The 20,255-nt window shown below is 73.3% G+C and carries 20 protein-coding genes; 6 read left to right on the forward strand and 14 right to left on the reverse strand.

The window, feature by feature from the left end; translation table 11 throughout:
- A partial coding sequence (locus IEZ00_RS37695) for an endonuclease/exonuclease/phosphatase family protein (RefSeq protein WP_268248646.1) occupies positions 1–805 on the reverse strand: 805 nt, incomplete at its 3' end.
- Between the two features lie 18 nt (positions 806–823).
- Between IEZ00_RS37695 and pcp the strand changes: the two genes are divergently transcribed.
- Entirely contained in the window at positions 824–1,468 is a 645-nt protein-coding gene (gene pcp / locus IEZ00_RS01650; RefSeq protein WP_189221222.1) for a pyroglutamyl-peptidase I, read from the forward strand.
- 121 nt (positions 1,469–1,589) lie between these two features.
- Here pcp and IEZ00_RS01655 read toward each other — a convergent pair whose 3' ends face one another.
- Positions 1,590–4,145 carry an ATP-dependent Clp protease ATP-binding subunit gene (locus tag IEZ00_RS01655; RefSeq protein ID WP_189221223.1) on the reverse strand — a complete coding sequence of 852 codons (2,556 nt, stop codon included), beginning with the start codon at positions 4,143–4,145 and terminating at the stop codon, positions 1,590–1,592.
- A gap of 342 nt (positions 4,146–4,487) precedes the next feature.
- On the opposite strand from IEZ00_RS01655, the gene IEZ00_RS01660 reads away from it, so the two are divergent.
- The gene (locus tag IEZ00_RS01660) at positions 4,488–5,294 is read left to right on the forward strand and encodes a (2Fe-2S)-binding protein (RefSeq protein WP_189221224.1); all 807 of its coding nucleotides are present in this window, start codon (positions 4,488–4,490) and stop codon (positions 5,292–5,294) included.
- 15 nt (positions 5,295–5,309) lie between these two features.
- On the opposite strand, the gene IEZ00_RS01665 is transcribed toward IEZ00_RS01660, so the two are convergent.
- The 5 genes from IEZ00_RS01665 to lysS all read right to left on the reverse strand — a co-directional run bounded on the left by IEZ00_RS01665 (position 5,310) and on the right by lysS (position 10,392).
- A complete protein-coding gene (locus IEZ00_RS01665) occupies positions 5,310–6,107 on the reverse strand; it encodes an ABC transporter ATP-binding protein (RefSeq protein WP_189221225.1) in 798 nt (265 codons plus the stop codon).
- Positions 6,104–7,153, reverse strand: a complete 1,050-nt coding sequence (locus IEZ00_RS01670; RefSeq protein ID WP_189221226.1) for a FecCD family ABC transporter permease — start codon at positions 7,151–7,153, stop codon at positions 6,104–6,106. Before IEZ00_RS01670 ends, IEZ00_RS01665 begins: the two co-directional genes overlap by 4 nt.
- Positions 7,150–8,154, reverse strand: a complete 1,005-nt coding sequence (locus tag IEZ00_RS01675; RefSeq protein ID WP_189221227.1) for a FecCD family ABC transporter permease — start codon at positions 8,152–8,154, stop codon at positions 7,150–7,152. Before IEZ00_RS01675 ends, IEZ00_RS01670 begins: the two co-directional genes overlap by 4 nt.
- A 262-nt stretch (positions 8,155–8,416) precedes the next feature.
- The gene (locus IEZ00_RS01680; protein ID WP_189221228.1) at positions 8,417–8,764 is read right to left on the reverse strand and encodes a histone-like nucleoid-structuring protein Lsr2; all 348 of its coding nucleotides are present in this window, start codon (positions 8,762–8,764) and stop codon (positions 8,417–8,419) included.
- 116 nt (positions 8,765–8,880) lie between these two features.
- The gene (lysS, locus tag IEZ00_RS01685) at positions 8,881–10,392 is read right to left on the reverse strand and encodes a lysine--tRNA ligase (protein ID WP_189221229.1); all 1,512 of its coding nucleotides are present in this window, start codon (positions 10,390–10,392) and stop codon (positions 8,881–8,883) included.
- Between the two features lie 61 nt (positions 10,393–10,453).
- Between lysS and IEZ00_RS01690 the strand changes: the two genes are divergently transcribed.
- Positions 10,454–11,236, forward strand: a complete 783-nt coding sequence (locus tag IEZ00_RS01690; RefSeq protein ID WP_189221230.1) for a class I SAM-dependent methyltransferase — start codon at positions 10,454–10,456, stop codon at positions 11,234–11,236.
- Between the two features lie 150 nt (positions 11,237–11,386).
- On the opposite strand, the gene IEZ00_RS01695 is transcribed toward IEZ00_RS01690, so the two are convergent.
- The 5 genes from IEZ00_RS01695 to IEZ00_RS01715 all read right to left on the reverse strand — a co-directional run bounded on the left by IEZ00_RS01695 (position 11,387) and on the right by IEZ00_RS01715 (position 15,683).
- Positions 11,387–12,172: a type III pantothenate kinase gene (locus IEZ00_RS01695; protein ID WP_189221231.1), complete on the reverse strand. Its 786-nt coding sequence runs from the start codon at positions 12,170–12,172 to the stop codon at positions 11,387–11,389.
- An 11-nt stretch (positions 12,173–12,183) separates the two neighbouring features.
- A complete protein-coding gene (gene panD / locus IEZ00_RS01700; protein ID WP_189221232.1) occupies positions 12,184–12,672 on the reverse strand; it encodes an aspartate 1-decarboxylase in 489 nt (162 codons plus the stop codon).
- Between the two features lie 11 nt (positions 12,673–12,683).
- Positions 12,684–13,574, reverse strand: coding sequence for a pantoate--beta-alanine ligase (gene panC / locus IEZ00_RS01705; protein ID WP_189221233.1), 891 nt, complete (start codon positions 13,572–13,574; stop codon positions 12,684–12,686).
- Entirely contained in the window at positions 13,571–14,467 is an 897-nt protein-coding gene (locus IEZ00_RS01710; protein ID WP_189221234.1) for a Rossmann-like and DUF2520 domain-containing protein, read from the reverse strand. The genes panC and IEZ00_RS01710 overlap by 4 nt, the downstream gene beginning before the upstream one ends.
- Positions 14,468–14,555: 88 nt before the next feature.
- A complete protein-coding gene (locus tag IEZ00_RS01715; protein WP_189221725.1) occupies positions 14,556–15,683 on the reverse strand; it encodes a PrsW family intramembrane metalloprotease in 1,128 nt (375 codons plus the stop codon).
- A 99-nt stretch (positions 15,684–15,782) separates the two neighbouring features.
- Here IEZ00_RS01715 and IEZ00_RS01720 point away from each other — a divergent pair, with 99 nt between their 5' ends.
- The 3 genes from IEZ00_RS01720 (at position 15,783) to IEZ00_RS01730 (ending at position 18,273) form a co-directional block, all read left to right on the forward strand.
- Positions 15,783–16,685 (forward strand): SAM-dependent methyltransferase, encoded by a 903-nt coding sequence (locus IEZ00_RS01720; protein WP_189221235.1) that lies wholly within the window; start codon positions 15,783–15,785, stop codon positions 16,683–16,685.
- Between the two features lie 56 nt (positions 16,686–16,741).
- A complete protein-coding gene (locus IEZ00_RS01725) occupies positions 16,742–17,182 on the forward strand; it encodes a DUF1203 domain-containing protein (protein WP_229794901.1) in 441 nt (146 codons plus the stop codon).
- A 62-nt stretch (positions 17,183–17,244) separates the two neighbouring features.
- Positions 17,245–18,273: an NADH-quinone oxidoreductase subunit D gene (locus tag IEZ00_RS01730; protein ID WP_229794903.1), complete on the forward strand. Its 1,029-nt coding sequence runs from the start codon at positions 17,245–17,247 to the stop codon at positions 18,271–18,273.
- Here the strand turns inward: IEZ00_RS01730 and IEZ00_RS01735 are convergent, their stop codons facing one another.
- Both IEZ00_RS01735 and IEZ00_RS01740 read right to left on the reverse strand, forming a co-directional pair.
- A complete protein-coding gene (locus IEZ00_RS01735; protein WP_189221237.1) occupies positions 18,274–19,632 on the reverse strand; it encodes a DUF6779 domain-containing protein in 1,359 nt (452 codons plus the stop codon).
- 50 nt (positions 19,633–19,682) lie between these two features.
- Entirely contained in the window at positions 19,683–20,135 is a 453-nt protein-coding gene (locus IEZ00_RS01740) for a DUF3180 domain-containing protein (protein ID WP_189221238.1), read from the reverse strand.
- Positions 20,136–20,255 lie beyond the last annotated feature (120 nt).

The following is a 20,255-nucleotide window of genomic DNA, read 5'->3' on the forward strand; positions in this document are numbered from 1 at the left end:
CGCCCACCTGGTCCGCGGCGTCGACGTAGCCCCCGGCCAGCAGGCGGCGCAGCCCCACGTGGTCCAGCGTCGCGTTGAAGTCGCCCGCCAGCACCCGCGCCGGGCCGTTGAGGTCGCGGCCCGGCAGGCCCGCCATGTCCCGCTGCCACGCCTGCGGCCCCTCGGTGACCACCGGCGGCATGGGGTGCACCGACACCACCTCGATGTCCGCGCCGGGCAGGTCCACCAGCGCCGACGCCTGCCGCAGCGTGCTGGGCGCGGTGAGGGCGCGTGACCGCAGCGGGTGGCGCGAGGCGATGCCCGAGCCCGACCCGCCCGGTTCGGCCAGGTGCACCCGGTGCGGCAGCAGCTCGTCCAGCCCGGCCCGCGCCAGGTCGTCCACCATCGCCGGGGTCAGCTCCTGCATGGCCAGCACGTCCACCCGGTGGCGCCGCACGGCGTCCACCACGGCCTCCGCGTCGGCCTTGCCCACCAGGAAGTTCGACGACATCACCCGCACCTGCTGACCCACGCCGACCGGCCGGGAGTCCGGCAGCGCCCTGGGCGCGACCGCCGCGACCAGCACCACGGCCAGCAGCAGCACGACCGCGGCCACGGCCCAGCGGCGCAGCAGCAGGGCCAGCGCGCCCAGCAGCACGCCCCCGGCCGTGATGTGCGGGATCAGGGCCGTCGCCGCCAGCAGGTGGCGGCTGCCGTCGATGCCCAGGAGCCTGACCAGTGCCGCGACGGTGAACGCGGTGGCGGGCAGCACCAGCAGGAACGTCGCGCCCCCACCCCCGACACGGCGTACCTCGGTGTCAACCACGCGGTCTAGTCTGCCCGAGTGAACAACAGCGTCGTCCTGCTCACCGGGTTCGAGCCGTTCGGCGGTGAGACGACCAATCCGTCGTGGGACGCGGTGCGCGCGCTGGCCGACCGGGACGATGGCCTGCGGGCGGTCCTGCTGCCCTGCGAGTTCGGCTCCTCGCTGGAGGTCCTGCGCGCCGCCGTCGCCGAGCACCGGCCCGCGCTGGTGGTGGCCACGGGGCTGGCGGGCGGGCGCGCCGGGGTGACGCCGGAGCGGGTCGCGGTGAACCTGGACGACGCGCGCATCCCGGACAACGCGGGCGCGCAGCCGATCGACGTGCCGGTGGTGCCGGACGGCCCGGCCGCCTACTTCACCGGGCTGCCGGTGAAGGCGTGCGTGGCGGCGGTCGCGGCGGCGGGCATCCCGACGTCGGTGTCGTACACGGCGGGCACGTTCGTCTGCAACCACGTGTTCTACGGGCTGATGCACCTGCTGGCCACCGAGCACCCCGGCGTGCGGGGCGGGTTCGTGCACGTGCCGTACGCGCCGGAGCAGGTCGCCGACCGGCCCGACGTGCCCGGCCTGCCGCTGGCCACCACGGTGGACGCGCTGGAGATCATCGTGCGGACCAGCCTGGCCACCACCGCCGACCTCCCCGTCACCGCGGGCCACCTGCACTGACCGCGTCTGCAAGTACTACCCGACCCCCCTTCCGGGGTCGGTGACCACTACCCGGCGGGCCCCGTAACGCGCGGCGCCCCCGCGGTCCGTGGACCGCGGGGGCGCCGTGGAGCGGGCTGGCTCACTCGCCGGAGGCGTCGGCCTCGCCGGAGTCGCCACCCGAAGCCGCCAGGTCGACCGGCGGGGCGTCGGGGACGCGGGTCGGCTTGACCTCACCCCGGAAGGTGAAGCGGGCCTTGTCGTCGGACTCGGACTCGCCGTCCCAGCCCTCGACGTCGGTGATGATGATCTGGCCCGGCTGGATCTCGCCGAACAGGATCTTCTCCGACAGCTGGTCCTCGATCTCGCGCTGGATGGTCCGGCGCAGCGGCCGGGCGCCCAGCACGGGGTCGAAGCCGCGACGGGCCAGCAGCTTCTTGGCCTTGTCGGTCAGCTCGATCGCCATGTCCTTGTTCCGCAGCTGCGCCTCGACGCGGGCGATCATCAGGTCGACCATCTTGATGATCTCGTCCTGGGTCAGCTGGTGGAACACGATGATGTCGTCGATGCGGTTGAGGAACTCCGGCCGGAAGTGCTTCTTCAGCTCGTCGTTGACCTTGTTCTTCATCCGCTCGTAGTTCGACGCGGTGTCCTGCCCGGAGGTGAAGCCCAGCCCGACGGCCTTGCTGATGTCGGACGTGCCCAGGTTGGAGGTGAAGATGATCACGGTGTTCTTGAAGTCCACCGTGCGGCCCTGACCGTCGGTCAGGCGGCCGTCCTCCAGCACCTGCAGCAGGGTGTTGTAGACCTCCTGGTGGGCCTTCTCGATCTCGTCGAACAGCACCACCGAGAACGGCTTGCGCCGCACCTTCTCGGTCAGCTGGCCGCCCTCCTCGTAGCCGACGTAGCCGGGAGGGGCGCCGAACAGCCGCGAGGCGGTGTAGCGGTCGTGGAACTCGCCCATGTCGATCTGGATCAGGGCGTCGTCCTCGCCGAACAGGAAGTTCGCCAGCGCCTTGGACAGCTCGGTCTTACCGACACCGGACGGACCGGCGAAGATGAACGAGCCCGAGGGGCGCTTGGGGTCCTTCAGACCGGCGCGGGTGCGGCGGATGGCCTGCGAGACGGCCTTGACCGCGTCGACCTGCCCGATGATGCGCTTGTGGAGCTCGTCCTCCATGCGCAGCAGCCGGGTGGTCTCCTCCTCGGTCAGCTTGAACACCGGGATGCCGGTCCAGTTGGCCAGGACCTCGGCGATCTGCTCGTCGTCGACCTCGGCGACCACGTCCAGGTCGCCGTCCTTCCACTGCTTCTCCCGCTCGGCCTTCTGCCCGAGCAGCTGCTTCTCCGCGTCGCGCAGCTTGGCCGCGCGCTCGAAGTCCTGCGCGTCGATCGCGGACTCCTTGTCGCGGCGCACGTCGGCGATCTTCTCGTCGAACTCGCGCAGGTCCGGCGGCGCGGTCATCCGGCGGATGCGCATCCGCGCGCCCGCCTCGTCGATCAGGTCGATCGCCTTGTCCGGCAGGAACCGGTCGTTGATGTACCGGTCGGCCAGGGTGGCGGCGGCGACCAGGGCGGAGTCGGTGATGGAGACCCGGTGGTGGGCCTCGTACCGGTCGCGCAGACCCTTGAGGATCTCGATGGTGTGCTCCAGCGAGGGCTCACCCACCTGGATCGGCTGGAAGCGCCGCTCCAGCGCCGGGTCCTTCTCCACGTACTTGCGGTACTCGTCCAGCGTGGTCGCGCCGATGGTCTGCAGCTCGCCGCGGGCCAGCATCGGCTTGAGGATGCTGGCGGCGTCGATCGCGCCCTCGGCGGCGCCCGCGCCGACCAGGGTGTGGATCTCGTCGATGAACAGGATGATGTCGCCGCGGGTGCGGATCTCCTTGAGCACCTTCTTCAGGCGCTCCTCGAAGTCGCCCCGGTACCGCGAGCCCGCCACCAGCGACCCGAGGTCGAGGGTGTAGAGCTGCTTGTCCTTGAGCGTCTCCGGGACCTCGCCCTTGACCACCATCTGGGCCAGGCCCTCGACCACGGCGGTCTTGCCCACGCCGGGCTCGCCGATCAGGACGGGGTTGTTCTTGGTGCGGCGGGACAGCACCTGCATGACCCGCTCGATCTCCTTGGTGCGCCCGATCACCGGGTCCAGCTTGCCCTCCCGCGCCGAGGCGGTCAGGTTGCGCCCGAACTGGTCGAGCACCAGGGAGGAGGACGGGGTGCCCTCGCCGCGGCCGCCGGACTCGGCGGGCTCCTTGCCGCCGGAGTAGCCGGACAGCAGCTGCAGGACCTGCTGGCGGACGCGGTTGAGGTCCGCGCCCAGCTTCACCAGGACCTGGGCGGCGACGCCCTCGCCCTCGCGGATCAGGCCGAGCAGGATGTGCTCGGTGCCGATGTAGTTGTGCCCGAGCTGCAGCGCTTCGCGCAGCGACAGCTCCAGCACCTTCTTGGCGCGCGGGGTGAAGGGGATGTGGCCGGACGGGGCCTGCTGGCCCTGGCCGATGATCTCCTCGACCTGCTGGCGGACGCCCTCCAGCGCGATCCCCAACGACTCCAGCGCCTTGGCGGCGACACCTTCACCCTCGTGGATCAACCCCAGGAGGATGTGCTCGGTGCCGATGTAGTTGTGGTTGAGCATCCGGGCCTCTTCCTGGGCCAGGACAACCACCCGCCTCGCGCGGTCGGTGAACCTCTCGAACATTCGCACTCCCTGACTGCTGCGCCGGCGGTCCTCGGCTCACCGCTGGCATACCCCTGTTGTCCGCCTCGGTATGCGCACGGTGAGCGCGGCACCGTGGGACCACTGTAGTCGTCAGCCCCGTCGCTCTCAGTTCCCGTTCGCAGGCAGTCGTCTTCGGGGATCTCTGACACCAGTGGGAACGCGCGATCTGCCTGGCAGATTCCACGGATCGGGCGGTGTCCGCTGAGCGCGAACAACACGCGACCCGACCGCCTGGGCTGTGACAGCCGTCACCACCGCCTCGGGGGGACCTGCGGCTAAGGTAAGGCAAACCTTAGCGCGACGACGAGGACCTGTTTGCCCATGACCGTACCGGCGAGGCTGACCCGGCGCGACGCTTCCAGCCCGGTGGCCGACTCCCTGCTCAGCGCGGCGTCACTGGTGGGCTACCTCGACGTGCGGTACGGCCCGCCCGTCGGCGACGACTGGCTGACCTGCGCGGACCTGCTCGACCAGCCGGAGCGGTTCGACCAGTGGCGGGCCCGCCTGGCGCGGTGGCTGGAGGACGAGCACGGCGAGTCCAACGAGCGGGCCACCGCCGGGTACGTGATGAGCTGGTACCTGGGCGCGGTCGGCCTGCTGGGCGGGGTGCTGTTCCACACCGCCCGCCGCGTCCCGTCGCTGCGGCCTTCCGATGTGGCGCTGCGCATCGCCGACGAGGGCAGGCCGCACGTGGTGGGCCTGGCGCTGCTGTCCGGCGAGTTCGCCTGCCTGCCCGACGACGCCGGGGGCGACCACCCGTCGGCGACCGCCGTCGCCGACGACGCCGCGCTGGCCGCGCTGCTGCGGGCCCGCTTCGCCGCGCACGCCGCCGCGTTCGTGGCCTCCTACGGCACGACCGTGCGGCTGGGCCGCCGGATGCTGTGGGCGGCGGCCACCGACGCGCTGGACAGCGCCGCCTGGACCGCCGGGCTGCTGTGCGGCGACGAGGACTCCGGCGTGGCCGACTCGGCGCTGCTGCTGCCCCAGCAGCAGGCCCCGTTCACCGCCGCCTCGACCTTCCGGCCCACCCCGGACGGCTGGGCCCGCCGCCGCGAGAGCTGCTGCTTCCACTTCACCCTGCCCGGCGCCACCGCCTGCGCGGGCTGCCCCCGCACCACCCCCCGCTGACGCCTGCCCGGCCGCTCACCCCTTGTAGCGGTGTCCGATCGGGACCACCAGGGGCGTGCCGGAGACCGGGTCGGGCACCACGCGGGCGTCCAGCCCGAACACCTCCAGCAGCACCTCCTCGGTCAGCACCCGCGAGGGCTCGCCCTGCACCACGATCCGCCCGTCCTTCATCGCCACCAGCCGGTCCGCGTACCGCGCGGCCAGGTTGAGGTCGTGCAGCACCATCACCACGGTCCGCCCGCCCTCGGCGTGCAGCCGCTGGACCAGGTCCAGCACGTCGATCTGGTGGGCCAGGTCCAGGTAGGTGGTCGGCTCGTCCAGCAGCAGCAGGTCGGTGCCCTGCGCCAGCGCCATCGAGATCCACGCCCGCTGCCGCTGCCCGCCGGACAGCTCGTCCACGGTCCGCTCGGCCAGCTCCGCCATCCCGGTCAGCCGCAGCGCCTCGGCCACCGCCGCCTCGTCGTCGGCCGACCACTGGCGGTACCAGGCCTGGTGCGGGTGCCTGCCGCGGGCCACCAGGTCCGCCACCGTCAGCCCCTCCGGGGCCTGCGGGGACTGGGGCAGCACGGCCAGCGCCCTGGCCACCTCGCGGGTGGGCGTGCGGTCGATGCGCTTGCCGTCCAGCAGCACCGCGCCGGACTTGGCGGGCAGCAGCCTGCCCAGCGCGCGCAGCAGCGTCGACTTGCCGCACCCGTTGGGGCCGATGACCGCCGTCACGGTGCCCGCGACCACGTCGAGGTCGAGCCCGTCGACCACGGTGCGCTCGCCGTACCCGACGGCCAGCTCCCGCGCCTGGAGACGTACCGCGGTCATACCCTCGCCTCCCGGCGGCTGCGGATGATCAGGTGCATGAGGTAGGGCGCGCCCAACACGGCGGTCACCACGCCGACCGGCAGCTCGAAACCGCCGAACAGGGTGCGCGCCACCAGGTCGGACACCACCACGAGCAGGCCGCCGACCACCGCCGAGCCCAGCAGCGGCGGCGTGGCGGTGCCCGCCAAGCGCAGCGCGATCTGCGGCGACACCAGCGCCACGAACGCGATCGGCCCGGCCGCGGCGGTCGCCACCGCGGCCAGCGCCACGGCCAGCAGCAGCAGCGCCGTGCGCGCGCCGTCGACCCGGACGCCGAGGCCGCGCACGGTCTCCTCGCCGAACTGCAGCGCGCCCAGCAGCCGCGCGCCCAGCAGGGCGGCGGGCAGCAGCACGACCAGCGCCGCGCCCACCGGCACGACGTGCTCCCAGCCGCGCCCGTTGAGGCTGCCGGTGATCCACACCAGCGCCCGCGTCGCGTCGGTGACGTCACCCAGGGTGAGCAGGTACTGGGTGAGGTTGCCGGTCACCGCGGCCACGCCGATGCCGACCAGCACCATCCGGAAGCCCTCGATGCCGCGCCGCCACGCCAGCCCGTAGACCAGCAGGCCCGCCAGCAGGCCGCCGCCCAGGGCCGCCAGCGGCACGCTCACCTGGGCAGGCGGGCCGCTCAGGCCACCCGCGAAGGTGATCACCGACACCGCGCCCAGCGCCGCGCCCCAGGTGACGCCCAGGACGTCCGGGCTGGCCAGCGGGTTGCGGGCGATGGACTGGAACACCGCGCCGGACACCGCCAGCGCCGCGCCGACCAGCGCGGCGGTCAGCGCCCTCGGCAGCCGCAGCTCCCAGACGACGAACCGCTGGCCGCGCTGCCCGCCGCCGAGCAGCACCTCGAACACCTCGCCGAGGCCGATCGGGTAGTCGCCCAGCGCGACGCTGACCGCCGCGGCCAGCACCAGCAGCCCGGACCCGACCAGCGCCAGCGCCAGCGACCGCGCGCGCAGCGGCCCGGAGAGGGGGCCGAGGCGGAACCCGGCGTGCCCCTTCACAGCTTCACCAGCTTCTTGCGGCGGACCAGGGCGATGAAGAACGGGGCCCCGACCAGCGCCATCACGATGCCGACCTCCAGCTCACCCGGTCGGGCGACGACCCGCCCCAGCACGTCCGCCAGCAGCAGCACGACCGCGCCCAGCAGACCGGAGCACGGCAGCAGCCAGCGGTAGTCCGGCCCGGTCACCGCGCGGGCCACGTGCGGCACGACCAGCCCGAGGAACCCGATCGGCCCGCACACCGCGACCGCGCCGCCCACCAGCAGCGTGATCGCCGCGATGCCCAGGGCGCGGGTCAGCGCCACCCGGTGCCCCAGCGAGCGGGCCACCTCCTCGCCCAGCGCCAGCGCGTTCATGCCGGGCGCGCCCGCCGCCGCCAGCAGCAGGCCCGCCACCAGGAACGGCAGCACCGGCCACAGCACCGACAGCTCGCGCCCGGCCAGCCCGCCGACCTGCCAGAACCGGAACGCGTCGAGGCTCTGCCGGTCCAGCAGCACCAGCGCGGAGACCAGCCCCTGCATCAGCGCGCTGACCGCCGCGCCCGCCAGCGCCAGCGTCACCGGGGTCGGCCCGGCGCGGCCCGCCGAGCCGAGCGCGAACACCACCGCGCTGGCCGCCAGCGCGCCCGCGAACGCGAACCACACGTAGGCCAGCGGGCTGGTGACGCCGAGCGTGAAGATCGCCAGCACGACGGCGAGCGCCGCGCCCTGGGTGACGCCGAGGACGCCGGGGTCGGCCAGCGGGTTGCGGGTGTGGCCCTGCATGAGCGCGCCGCCCACGCCCAGCGCGACGCCCACCACGACGCCGATCACCGTGCGCGGCACGCGCAGCTCGCGCACCACCAGGTCGTCCCCCACGCCGGTGGGGCTGACCAGGGCGTGCCAGATGGCGTCGAGGGGGATCTCCTTGGCGCCGATCGCGACGCTGGCCACGGCGGCGGCCAGCAGCGCCGAGCCGATCAGGAGCAGGCCCAGGGGTCTGCGGGTCGTGCGAACGGCCACTGCGCGATCCCCCGCTCCACAACCACCTGATCCGGTGAGGCAAGCCTAACCGAACCGTCGGGGGACGCCGCTCGTCGGGCACGCCCTCCGGGATGTCAAGATCAACCATAGGGCGGCTCGGGCGCGGCAGCTCCGGCGCGACGCCGGAGATCATTCAACGCCGCACGGGCGTGCTTTCCCAAAACGACGAAGGGGCACCGGCCGAAACCGGTACCCCTTCGTTACTTGACGTAATTGACGTGGTGCACGCCACGCAATGTCGTCACCCCTGCTGGTGGTAAGCCTCCAGCACCTCGGCGGGGATGCGGCCGCGATCCGACACCTTCATCCCCTGCTTGCGCGCCCACTCCCGAATGGCCTGGTTCTGCTCCCGATCAGCCGACGCGGGACGCGCCGCCTTCACCCCAGCCGGACGACCCGGACCGCGCTTGCGACCTCCCGCCTTGCGGGCGCTTGCGACGAAGTCGGCGAGGGCGTCGCGGAGCTTCCCCGCATTGGCCGAAGAAAGGTCGATCTCGTACGAGACCCCGTCCAAACCGAAGCCGACCGTCTCCTCGGCCTGCCCGCCGTCCAGGTCATCGACCAGGGTCACGGTGACCTTCTGCGCCATGCGTATCCTCCTGGACTCGAATGCGTGCGCGGTGTCCCCGACCGCGACCAAATCATTGTCGAGTGCAGGTTAGCGCACAAGTCCCGGAATCCGCCCCCCGGAGTGCGGGGGGTTCGTCATTCCGGGCGGACGAGGGGGAACAGGATGGTCTCCCGGATACCGAGGCCGGTGATGGCCATCAGCAGCCGGTCGATGCCCATTCCCACCCCACCGCTCGGTGGCATTCCGTACTCCAGTGATCGCAGAAAGTCCTCATCCACCGGCATGGCTTCGTCGTCGCCCGCCGCGCCCAGCCGCGCCTGGGCTTCCAGCCGCTCCCGCTCGACCACCGGGTCGACGAGTTCGGAGTAACCCGTGGCCAACTCGAAACCGCGCATGTAGAGGTCCCACTTTTCGGCGACCCCGGCCACGGAGCGGTGCTGCCGGGTCAGCGGCGAGGTCTCCACCGGGAAATCACGCACAAAGGTGGGGGCGTACAGGTGATCACCCACCAGGTGCTCCCACAGCTCCTCCACGAGCTTTCCGTGGCCCAGCTTGGGATCGGTCTCCAGCTCGTGCTCGGCGGCCAGCTCGCGCAGCCGCTGCGCGGAGGTCTCCGGGGTGACCTCCTCGCCGACCGCCTCGGACAGCGACCCGTACATGGTCAGCGTGGTCCACTCGCCGCCCAGGTCGTACTCGGTGCCGTCGGCCAGCGTCACCACGTGCGACCCGGCCACCGCCAGCGCGGCCTCCTGGATCAGCTCCCTGGTCAGCACCGCGTTGGTGTCGTAGGTGGCGTAGGCCTCGTAGTACTCCAGCATGGAGAACTCAGGCGAATGGGACGAGTCGATGCCCTCGTTGCGGAAGTTGCGGTTGATCTCGAAGACCTTCTCGATGCCGCCCACCACGCACCGCTTGAGGTACAGCTCCGGCGCGATGCGCAGGAACAGGTCGATGTCCAGCGCGTTGGAGTGCGTCACGAACGGACGGGCCGCCGCACCGCCCTGCAACGTCTGCAACATCGGGGTCTCCACTTCGATGAAACCCCGGCGGTGGAACGACTCCCGCAACGACCGCACCACGGCGGCCCGGCTGCGCACCGTGTTGCGCGCCTGCTCGCGCAGGATGAGATCCACGTAGCGCTGCCGAATGCGGGTTTCCTCCGCGAGTTCCTTGTGCGCGACCGGCAAGGGGCGCAACGACTTCGCGGCCAGCGACCAGGAGTCGGCCAGCACCGACAGTTCCCCCCGGCGGGAGGTGATGACCTCGCCGCGCACGAATACGTGGTCGCCCAGGTCGACGTCGGACTTCCATTCGGCAAGCGCTTGCTCCCCGACCCCGTTCAGGCTCAACATGGCCTGCAGTTCGGTGCCGTCGCCTTCGCGCAACGTCGCGAAGCACAACTTGCCGGTGTTGCGGATGAACATCACGCGGCCGGTGACGCCGACGACTTCGCCGGTGCTGGTGTCCGGCGGCAGGTCCGGGTGCGCTTCCCGCACTTCGCGCAGCGTGTGCGTGCGGGGTACTTCGACCGGATACGGGTCGACCCCGCGTTCCAACAGCCGCGCCCGCTTCTCCCGGCGCACGCGCAACTGCTCGGGGAGATCGTCGTCGCTGATCGGGATACCGGTCTGAGGCTGCTCACTCACACGCAGAAGGGTACGGAAAGGCCGCTCCGGGGATCGAACGGGTTCTCCCTAGGGTGAGGTGATGACCAGTGCCGACGACCGCGACGAGATGTGGGCCCGCCGAGCCGGTTCTTTCGGGTCGCACGCTCGCGCCTACGCCGAACACCGCCCCGACTACCCCGCCGCCGCCGTCCGGTGGGCCCTGGAACCGCTGGGCGGATCCTCGTTGGGCCGATCCTCGCTGGAGGTGCTGGACCTCGCCGCCGGGACCGGCAAGCTGACCGCCGTCCTGGTCGCCGAGGGCCACCAGGTCACCGCGGTGGAACCGGACGAGAAGATGCTCGCCGAACTGGTGCGCCGCAACGAGGAGGTGCGCGCGCTGCCCGGTTCCGCCGAGCGCGTCCCGCTGCCCGACCGGTCGGTGGACGCCGTGCTGGTGGGCCAGGCGTTCCACTGGTTCGACCGGGACGCGGCGCTGCCCGAGATCGCCAGGGTGCTGCGGCCCGGCGGCGTGCTCGCCGGACTGTGGAACTACGGCGACCTGTCCGTGCCGTGGGTGGCCGAGTTCGACCGCATCGGCCACGACGGGACGAACCGGGGCGTGAGCGATGTCGACCAGGTGATGCCCGACCACGAGCTGTTCACCGGCTCGGCGCGGGCCACGTTCCCGCACGTCCACCGGCGCACGGCGGAGACCCTGGTGGCGACGGTGGGCACGCAGTCGCACGTGCTGGTGGCGGCCGAGGAGGAGCGGCGGGCGCTGCGCGAGCAGGTGCTGGCGTTCCTGCGCGCCCGCCCCGAGACCGCCGAAGGCGAGTTCGACTTCCCCCTGACCACCCACGTCAAGCGCATGACCCGCGCCTGACCCTCCCTGTTGCGTCGGCAAGTACTATCCGAGGCCGCTGCGAGGGCCGGTAGCTACTACCCGAGGTGCGGGGTCGAGGCGCGAAAGTGCGGGTCGGGGTGCGCGAACGTTGAATTCGGGGTGCCCGGAGGTTCGACTCGCGGGGGCGGGTCACCTCATGTTGCGCTCGAAGACCAGGCGCAGGCCCAGGAGGGTCAGGTCGGGCACGTGCCTGCCGATGGTCGCCGACTCGGTGACCACCAGTGGCGCCAGGCCGCCGGTCGCGATCACCGACACCGGTCCCGGCTCGCTCTCCTGCAACTCGTCGACGATCCGCCGCACCAGGCCGTCCACCTGGCCGACGAACCCGTACACGATCCCGGACTGCAGGCACTCCACGGTGTTCTTGCCGATCACCGAGCGCGGGCGGACCAGCTCGACCTTGCGCAGCTGGGCCGCCCGCGCGGCCAGCGCGTCCACCGAGATTTCGATGCCCGGCGCCAGCGCCCCGCCGAGGAACTCGCCCTTGGCCGAGATCACGTCCAGGTTGGTGGAGGTGCCGAAGTCGACCACCACGCAGGCGGTGCTGTAGAGGTGGTGCGCGGCCAGGGTGTTGATCACCCGGTCCGAGCCGACCTCCTTCGGGTTGTCCACCAGCAGCGGCACGCCGGTCCGCACGCCGGGCTCGACCAGCACCTTCGGCACCGACGAGTAGTACCGGCCGAGCATCACGCGCAGCTCCCGCAGCACCGCGGGCACGGTGGACAGGGCGGAGATGCCGGTGATCTTGTCGGCGTACTCGCCGAGCAGGCCGCGCATGGTCAGCGCCAGCTCGTCGGCGGTCATCCGGGCGTCGGTGCGCATCCGCCAGTCGCGGACCAGCGCGGCCTTGTCCCCGGTGCCGTCGTACAGCCCGAGGACGATGTTCGTGTTGCCGACGTCGACGGCGAGCAGCACCGCGGTTCTCCCTACTGGTTCTCGGCCTGGATCAGCGCGTCGAGCGCCGCGGCGTCCTCGGTCTCGGAGGCGGGCACGCCCCCGGCGGGCACCAGGACCGCGCCGCTGAGCAGGCCGGAGCCCTCGGGCGCGTGCGCCGGGTCCGCGCCCAGCTCGACGACCTTGTTGTCGGCGTCGACGAAGACGACCTTGGGCTGGTAGGCGCGCGCCTCGGCGTCGTCCATCATGCCGTAGGCGATGAGGATGACCAGGTCGCCGGGCTTGACCAGGTGCGCGGCGGCGCCGTTGATGCCGATGACGCCGCTGCCCCGCTCGCCGGGGATGACGTAGGTCTCCAGCCGCGCGCCGTTGGTGACGTCCACGATGGCCACCTGCTCGCCCGCGAGCAGGTCGGCGGCCTCCATCAGGTCCTCGTCGACCGTGACCGAGCCGACGTAGTGCAGGTCGGCCTGGGTGACGGTGGCGCGGTGGATCTTCGACTTGAGCATGGTGCGGAACATCGCGGTCCCCCTCACTCGTCCCCCGCGCCCAGCAGCACGGGGGCGTTGTCGATCAGTCGGGTGGTGCCCACGCGGGCGGCGACCAGCAGCCTGCCGTCGCCGTTCTCCGGCGCGGGGCCCAGGTCGGGCGCGCGCAGCTCCAGGTAGTCCAGGTCCACCTCGGGCACCGCGGCCAGCGTGTCGCGGGCGGCCTTGAGCACGGCGTCCGCGCCCTGGCCGCTGACGTGCGCCCCGGCCACCAGCGCGGCGGACAGGGCGGTGGCGGCGGCGCGCTCGTCCTCGGACAGGTAGCGGTTGCGGGAGGACAGCGCCAGGCCGTCGGCCTCGCGCACGGTGGGCACGCCCACCACGTCCACCGGCAGGTTCAGGTCCCGCACCATCCGGCGGATGAGCGTGAGCTGCTGGTAGTCCTTCTCGCCGAACAGCGCGTAGTTCGGCTGCACGATGTTGAGCAGCTTGGCCACCACGGTCAGCACGCCCGCGAAGTGGCCGGGGCGGGTCGCGCCCTCCAGCTGCTCGCCCAGCGGCCCCGGCGCCACGGTGACCTGCCCGCCCGCCGGGTACATGTCCTCCACGCCGGGGGCGAAGACCAGGCCGACCCGCTCCTCGCGGCAGACCTCCACGTCGGCCTCCAGCGTCCTCGGGTAGCGCTCGAAGTCCTCGTTCGGCCCGAACTGGGTCGGGTTGACGAAGATCGACACCACCACGACGGTGTTCTGCAGGACGTGGGCCTCGCGGATCAGCTTGCGGTGGCCCTCGTGCAGCGCGCCCATCGTCGGCACCAGCGCGATGTTGCGGCCCGCGGCGCGCAGCGCGCGGGTGACCCGGCGCAGGCGGTCCGGGTCGTGGTGCAGGGTGACCCCACCGGGGGTGTAGTCGTCCTTGGTGAGGGGCTTGGTCATGCGTCGTCCTCGAGGGTGGTGCGGACTTCGGCCGCCAGCTCGGGCCGGAGCAGCCCGGCGGCCTGCGCGCGCTCCGCGGTGCGTCGCGCGAGAACTCGGTACGGCGCAAGGGTGGCAGGTGCCCGCTCGGCGAGCACCGCCAGGTGCTTGGCGACGGTGCCCGCGTCGCCGCGCGCGACCGGCCCGGTGAGGGCGCGGTCGCCGTGCCGCAGCACGTTGTCCAGCGCGGCGGACAGCAGCGGCCCCAGCGCGCGCTCGGCGTCGGCGATGCCGGACCGGCGCAGCACGTCGGCGCAGTCGGCGACCAGCGTGATCAGGTGGTTGGCCCCGTGGGCCAGGGCGGCGTGGTAGAGCGGGCGGGCCGCCTCGGGCACCCGGACCGGCTCCGCGGACATCTCCACGACCAGCGCCTCGCCCACGTTCCAGGCCACGTCGTCGCCGTCGGCGGCGGTGACGCCCACCGAGCAGGCGGTGACCCGCTGCACGTCCTCGGCGCGGCCGGTGAACGTCATGACCGGGTGCAGCGCCACGCACAGCGCGCCGACCTCGGCGGCGGGGGCGAGCACGGCCACGCCCTGCGCGCCGCTGGTGTGCACCACGATCTGGCCCGCGCGCAGCGATCCGGTGGCGACCAGGCCGCGCACCAGCCCGGCCAGCGCGTCGTCGGGGACCGCCAGCAGCACCAGGTCCGCGCCCGCGGCCACCTCCGGTGGCGGCAGCACGGGCACGTCGGGCAGCAGCTCGTCGACGCGGCGCAGCGACTCCCGCGAGACCGCGGACGCCGCCGACACCACGTGCCCGGCCCTGGCCAGCGCGGCGCCCAGCACCGAACCGACCCGGCCGGCCGAGATCACGCCCACGGCGAGCCGCGCGGGGCGGGGGGTCGCGTCCATGCGACGTACTCCATCCAGACGTTCCAGTCCCTACGGGCGGGTACCGGACGACGACACCGAGCGTAATCCGGGCCGTCGGCGGCGCTGGTCAACTGCGACGAACACCACCCGCGGCGTTGAGCGCGCCCGGCGCCTCGACCGCCGCCCGACGGGCCGCGATGAGCGCTTCCAGCAGCTTGGCGTGCCGCTCGTCGGCGTCCGCGGCGGCGGTGCCCAGCGCCATCCGGTGCCGCAGGAAGGCCAGCTCGGTCGCGGCCACCTGGTAGCCCGCCACCGCGCGGGCGGCCCGGTCGCCGACCTTGCGGCGGACCCGCCGCCGCCACCGCCGCCTGCCCTGCAGGCTGGCCAGCAGCGTCACCTCGCTGGCGGCGATCCACTTGCGCTCGGCCATCGCGGGCAGCTGGGCGGCGACGATGCGCTGCTCGCGGCGGCGCTGCCAGACCACCAGGCACACCATCGCCGCGAAGATCGGCACCATGATCAGGAAGTACAGGTTGATGAAGGTCGAGCCGGTGCCCACGGTGGTGGAGAAGTTCCACAGCGAGTGCAGCCCGACCGCGCCCAGGTAGCCCAGCAGCGGCGCGACCAGCCGCAGGTTCCGGCTGGCGGTCATCGCGGCGAAGCCGATGCCCAGGCCGGTCATGGACGTGAACAGCGGGTGGGCGAACGGGGACAGCACGCCGCGCAGGATGAACAGCGCGATCACGCCGCTGCTGAGGTCGCCGAAGCCGCTGTCGACGAAGACCCGCGCGAAGTAGTAGATGTTCTCCGTGAAGGCGAACCCCGCGGCGACCACCCCGGCGTAGACGATGCCGTCCACCACGCCGTCGAACTCCTGGCGGCGGCGCAGGAACAGCCCCACCAGGAAGACCGCCTTGGTCGCCTCCTCCACCACCGGCGCGCCCACCACGGCCGCGAACGTGGTGCCGTCGCCCCCGTTGATCAGCTCGCCGAGCACCTGCGCGGTCTGGTTGAACACCAGCGAGGTGATGGTCGCCCCGCACGCGCCCCACGCGAACGCCACCAGCAGGTTCCTGGCCGGTTCCGGCTCCCAGCGGTCGATCCACAGCGAGGCGCCCAGCACCGCGGCGACCGGCAGCAGCGCGGCCACCGCGCCGACCAGGATGGGCAGCAGGCCGATCCGGCTGGTGCCCAGGCCGAGCAGGACCAGCCCGCACACGCCCAGGGCGATCAGGCCGACCACGGGCAGGAGCACGGTCCAGCGGCGTTGCTCCACCCGTTTGCGGGCGGTGGGGGTGTGCGGCGTCGGTGCGGGGTCGGTCACGGAGTGAAACCTTAAAGGGACACTTGAACGATGCGAGACCCGGAATCGGCTTGGCGCGAGGCCCTGTACGGGCCGGAGGGCTTCTTCACGCGCGGAGCACTGCCCGCCGACCACTTCCGCACCGCCCCCCTGGTGGGTCCGGAGCTGGCCGAAGCCCTGCTGGTGCTGCTCGACCGGGTGGACTTCGCGCTGGGCAGGCCCGCCCGGCTGGACTTCGTCGACGTCGGCGCGGGCGGCGGCGAGCTGTCGGCGGCGGTGCGCTCGCTGGCCGCCGGGTCGCTGGCGCGCAGGCTGCGGGTGACCGCGGTGGAGCTGGGGCCCGCGCGGCGGGTCGACGGCGTGACGTGGACCCGGTCGCTGCCCGAGCGGGTGGAGGGGCTGCTGGTCGGGCACGAGTGGCTGGACGCCATCCCCTGCCCGATCGTGACGGGCCCGTCGGACGACCCGTGGCTGGCCCGCTGGTGGCCGCTGCCCGCCGGGGCCACCGCCGAGGTCGGCGCGCCCCGCGACGCGGCCTGGGCGGACGCGGTGTCGCGGGTCCGGGGGGCGGCGCTGGCGGTGGACTACGGGCACGTGCGGGCGGACCGGGCGGCCGGGCGCTACCCGGAGGGCACCTTCGCCGCCTACCGCGACGGGCGGCGGGTGGAGCCGGTCTTCGACGGCAGCTGCGACCTCACCGCGCACGTGGCGCTGGACGCCTGCGCCGAGGCGGCGGGCGGGGACTGGGTGCTGGTGTCGCAGCGGGACGCGCTGGCGGCGCTGGGGCTGGTGGGGGAGATCGACCCGGCCCGGTGGCTGGACACGGCGGAGCGGGCCTCGCGCGTCGCGGAGCTGCGGGCGGTGGGCGGGCTGGGCGGCTTCGGGTGGCTGCTGCACGGGGTGGGCGTGCGCACGTCGGACCTGCTGCCGCCGCTGCCCCCGTGGCGGCCGTGAGCGCGAGGTCCGAAGAGCGCCGGCAGCGGGACGCGCGCGTGGGCAGGGTGCGCGGCATGAGGATTCACGCGCTGCCGGAGGACGTCGTCACCAGGGCTCGGGAAGCCGCCGGGCGGGACGAGCACCACGAGCGGGTGGCGGAGGCGGCGGGCTCGCCGCTGAGGTGCTGCCTGCGCAAAGCCCGCGAGGGCGAGCCGCTGGTGCTGTTCCGCTACTCGCCCACGGCGGGCCGCGGCCCGTACGAGGAGGTGGGGCCGGTGTTCGTGCACGCCGAGCCGTGCGGCGGGCCGGACGGCGGCCTCCCGGTCGAGCTGGGCCGCGCGCCGCGGGTGCTGCGGGCCTACACCGCGCACGGGCGCATCCACGACGGGGTGCTGGCCCAGCCGGAAACCCTGGAGCGCGACCTGGCGGACCTGCTGGCCCACCCGGAGGTCGTCGAGGTGCAGGTGCGCAGCCTCTCCCACGGCTGCTTCCTGTTCGCGGTGACCGGGGACTGACGTGGGACCATGACGGGGTGCGGATCACTGTGGGCGTAGGGGCAGGAGCGCGTCACCTCGGCGTGGACCGGGTAGTCGACCTCGGTCCGCTGCACCCCTCCGCCCACGGCGCCTACCGCCTGCGGCTGACCGTGTCCGCCGACGTCATCACCTCGGCCGAACCGCTGGTGGGCCACCTGCACCGGGGCGCGGAGAAGCTGTTCGAGGTGCGCGACTACCGCCAGGTGCTCACCCTGGCCAACCGCCACGACTGGCTCGCCGCCTTCTGCAACGAGCTGGCCGTCGCGCTGGCCGTGGAGCGGATGACCGGCATGGACGTGCCGCCGCGCGCCCAGTGGCTGCGCGCCCTGCTGTGCGAGCTCAACCGGATCATGGCCCACCTGGTCTTCCTCGCCCCGCTCACCGACCCGGCCGCCGCGGGCCGGGGCCGGGAGGCCGTGCAGGCGGTGCTGGAGGAAGCCTCCGGCGGGCGCATCCACTTCATGGCCAACCGCATCGGCGGCCTGCGCGAGGACGTGCCCGCGGGCTGGACCGACCGGGTGGCCGCCGCGCTGTCCACAGTGGAGATCCCCGACGTGCCTGACGGGTTGGCCGGGATCGGTGTGCTGACAAGGGAAGCGGCTCTCGCCCACGGCGTCACCGGCCCCATCGGACGAGCGTCCGGAGTGGACTTCGACCTGCGCCGCGACGATCCCCTGCCCGCCTACCGGGAACTCGGCGTCGAGCCGGTCACCCGGCGGGAGGGCGACGCGCGGGCGCGGGTCGCGTGCATGGTCGACGAGGTCCGCCAGTCCGTCGAGCTGGCCCGCCGGTGCCTGGACCGGCTTCCCGCCGGGCCGGTGAACCTGCGGCTGCCCAAGGCGATCAAGGCCCCCGAGGGCTCGGTCTACACCAGCGTGGAGGCGCCGCTGGGCACCTCGGGGGTGCTGCTGTCCTCGCGCGGCGAGAAGACGCCGTGGCGGCTCAAGCTGCGCACCCCGTCGTTCAACAACGTCCAGGCGCTCTCGGCGCTGCTGCCCGGCACGCCGGTCGCCGACCTGCCCGCCGTCCTCGGCTCCTTCGCCGTGGTCGTGGGCGACATCGACAAGTGATCAGCCCTCGCGGCGACGCCGCCGCCGCGGCGAGTCCCCGCCGCCGAACGCGGCCAGCAGCTCGCTGACCGACTTGCCGTCCGCGTGCGCGCCCGCGGGCTCCTCGGGCTCGGGCCTGCGCGTGGGCTTGCTGATCTCCTCCCACTGGGGGGAGTGCTCCTCCACCCGGCGCCGCCCGGCGGGCTCGACCGGCTGGTGCCCGCCGGTGCGCTCGGACGCCGTGCGGCCCGCCACCGGGCGGTGGCTGCCGGTCGACTCCGCGCCCTTGCGCCGGGGCTTGTCGGCCACCGACTCGCGGCTGATCATCTCGGTCCGCTCGGCGATCCGGCTGCGGCGCTCGGTCTTCGCCGACCCCACCGGACGGGCCTGGGCACCGCTGCCCCGACCCGGTTCGCGCGGCCCCAGCTCGGCGAACCGGGTCGGGTCGCCACCCTGCGGGAACTCGTCGCGGCCACCGTCCGAACGGGACGGTGGCTTGTTCGGGGTGCGGAACAGGTCGGTGTCGCGAGCGGCCTCCCCGCGCGCCTGCTCCGCGCGCACCGGCTCACCGCGCACCGGCTCGGGGGCAGGGCGCTGCGGCTTGGGGCGGTTCACCCGCTCGGTCTGCTCGGGCTTGGGCGGGGCCTCCCGCCGGACCACCGGCGGCACGGGCCGCTGCTGCTGCACGCGGGCGGGTTCCCGGCGCACCGGCTGGGTCTGCCGCGCCGGTTCGGGCCGGGCGGGCTCGGGGCGGCGCGGCTGCTCCTTGCGCGGCGCCTCGGCCACCACCCGGTCCATCATCTCGGTGCGCACCTCGGGGCGCTCGGCGGCGGGCTTGTCCACCACCGGCCCGGCCGTGATGATCCGCTTGTCCCCCAACCCCATCAGCCGCGACTGGTCCGACAGCGACCGCATCCGGGTGGACTCCGCGCGCAGCGCCACCCGCTCGACCAGCACCTCGCCGCCCAGCAGGGCCTCCAGGTTCTCCCGCAGGGCGCGCAGCTCGCCGCGCAGCGCCTCCAGGTCGTCCTTGGCCTCCTCGCGGACCCGCTTGCGGGTCTCCGCCTCCAGCTCCAGCTCGTACTCCCGGCGAGCCGCGACCTCGCGCTCCAGCTCCAGCTCGTAGACCGACTGGAGGTCGGCCACCTCGTCATCGCGCTCGACGACCTGGCGGCGGTAGCGCGCGGCCAGGAAAGCGCCCACCAGCGCCGCCCACAGCGCCGCGACCACGGCCAACCGCAACCAGCGGGCGTTGTCGCTGAGCACCAGCACCGCCGCGGCGCCGAAGGCCAGCGCCAGCGCCCCCACCAGCAGCAGTCGCCCGGCAGCGCGACCGCGGTCCTGCCGATCGTCGTCCTGCGACGCGCCTCGCCCGGTCATGGGGCCCACGGTACCGGTCGGTTATGCGATTGAGACCTCCGGACCCGTATTCACCGGTCCGCGTGCGGGTCCGGCGGCGTCCTGCAGCAGTGCTCCAGCCACAGCCCCGCACCGATCAGCGCCGCCGCGCACACCACCCCCACGATCGAGCTGACCAGGTCGTTCGACGCGGCCTCGAACTCGCCGCGCGCGGGCAGCACGTAGACCAGCACCCCCGCCCAGCCACCCAGCATGATGGCCCCCAGCAGCGACGACGCCTTCGCCAGCGCCACCGCGCGGGCCGCGGTCAACGGCTGGACCGGCCGCGCACCGGGTTTGCGCAGGATGCGGGCCCGCAGGCTGAACGCCAGCCCGACATCCACCGCGGAAATCACCAAAAGGGTGAATCCGGCGAACCTCGGCAGCAGGGGCAGCGCGTCGTAGGCCAAGCGCAGCACCAAGTGCGCCAGCAAGCCCGCGATCAGCGCGGCGGCGAGCAGGTCCCGCGTTCTGGTGAACCTCACTGGATCATTTTGCCGCGCCTCCGGCGCGGCGGCTCGGCCGCCTGGAAGTCGGCCCATCGGCACGCGTTTCGCGGAAAATCGAAGAGCGTGATTTTCCGCGAAAGGCATGCCGACAGGCCG

Source organism: Saccharothrix coeruleofusca (assembly GCF_014648515.1).
Classification (GTDB): Bacteria; Actinomycetota; Actinomycetes; order Mycobacteriales; family Pseudonocardiaceae; genus Actinosynnema; species Actinosynnema coeruleofuscum.

What these genes read in the sequence shown, in the direction of transcription:
- IEZ00_RS01690 (WP_189221230.1), top strand. Translation starts at nt 10,454, where the DNA reads ATGACCAGTGCCGACGACCGCGACGAGATGTGGGCCCGCCGAGCCGGT.
- IEZ00_RS01710 (WP_189221234.1), bottom strand. Translation starts at nt 14,467, where the DNA reads ATGGACGCGACCCCCCGCCCCGCGCGGCTCGCCGTGGGCGTGATCTCG.
- IEZ00_RS01655 (WP_189221223.1), bottom strand. Translation starts at nt 4,145, where the DNA reads ATGTTCGAGAGGTTCACCGACCGCGCGAGGCGGGTGGTTGTCCTGGCC.
- panD (WP_189221232.1), bottom strand. Translation starts at nt 12,672, where the DNA reads ATGTTCCGCACCATGCTCAAGTCGAAGATCCACCGCGCCACCGTCACC.
- IEZ00_RS01720 (WP_189221235.1), top strand. Translation starts at nt 15,783, where the DNA reads ATGCGAGACCCGGAATCGGCTTGGCGCGAGGCCCTGTACGGGCCGGAG.
- IEZ00_RS01725 (WP_229794901.1), top strand. Translation starts at nt 16,742, where the DNA reads ATGAGGATTCACGCGCTGCCGGAGGACGTCGTCACCAGGGCTCGGGAA.
- IEZ00_RS01680 (WP_189221228.1), bottom strand. Translation starts at nt 8,764, where the DNA reads ATGGCGCAGAAGGTCACCGTGACCCTGGTCGATGACCTGGACGGCGGG.
- IEZ00_RS01735 (WP_189221237.1), bottom strand. Translation starts at nt 19,632, where the DNA reads ATGACCGGGCGAGGCGCGTCGCAGGACGACGATCGGCAGGACCGCGGT.
- IEZ00_RS01660 (WP_189221224.1), top strand. Translation starts at nt 4,488, where the DNA reads ATGACCGTACCGGCGAGGCTGACCCGGCGCGACGCTTCCAGCCCGGTG.
- IEZ00_RS01665 (WP_189221225.1), bottom strand. Translation starts at nt 6,107, where the DNA reads ATGACCGCGGTACGTCTCCAGGCGCGGGAGCTGGCCGTCGGGTACGGC.
- panC (WP_189221233.1), bottom strand. Translation starts at nt 13,574, where the DNA reads ATGACCAAGCCCCTCACCAAGGACGACTACACCCCCGGTGGGGTCACC.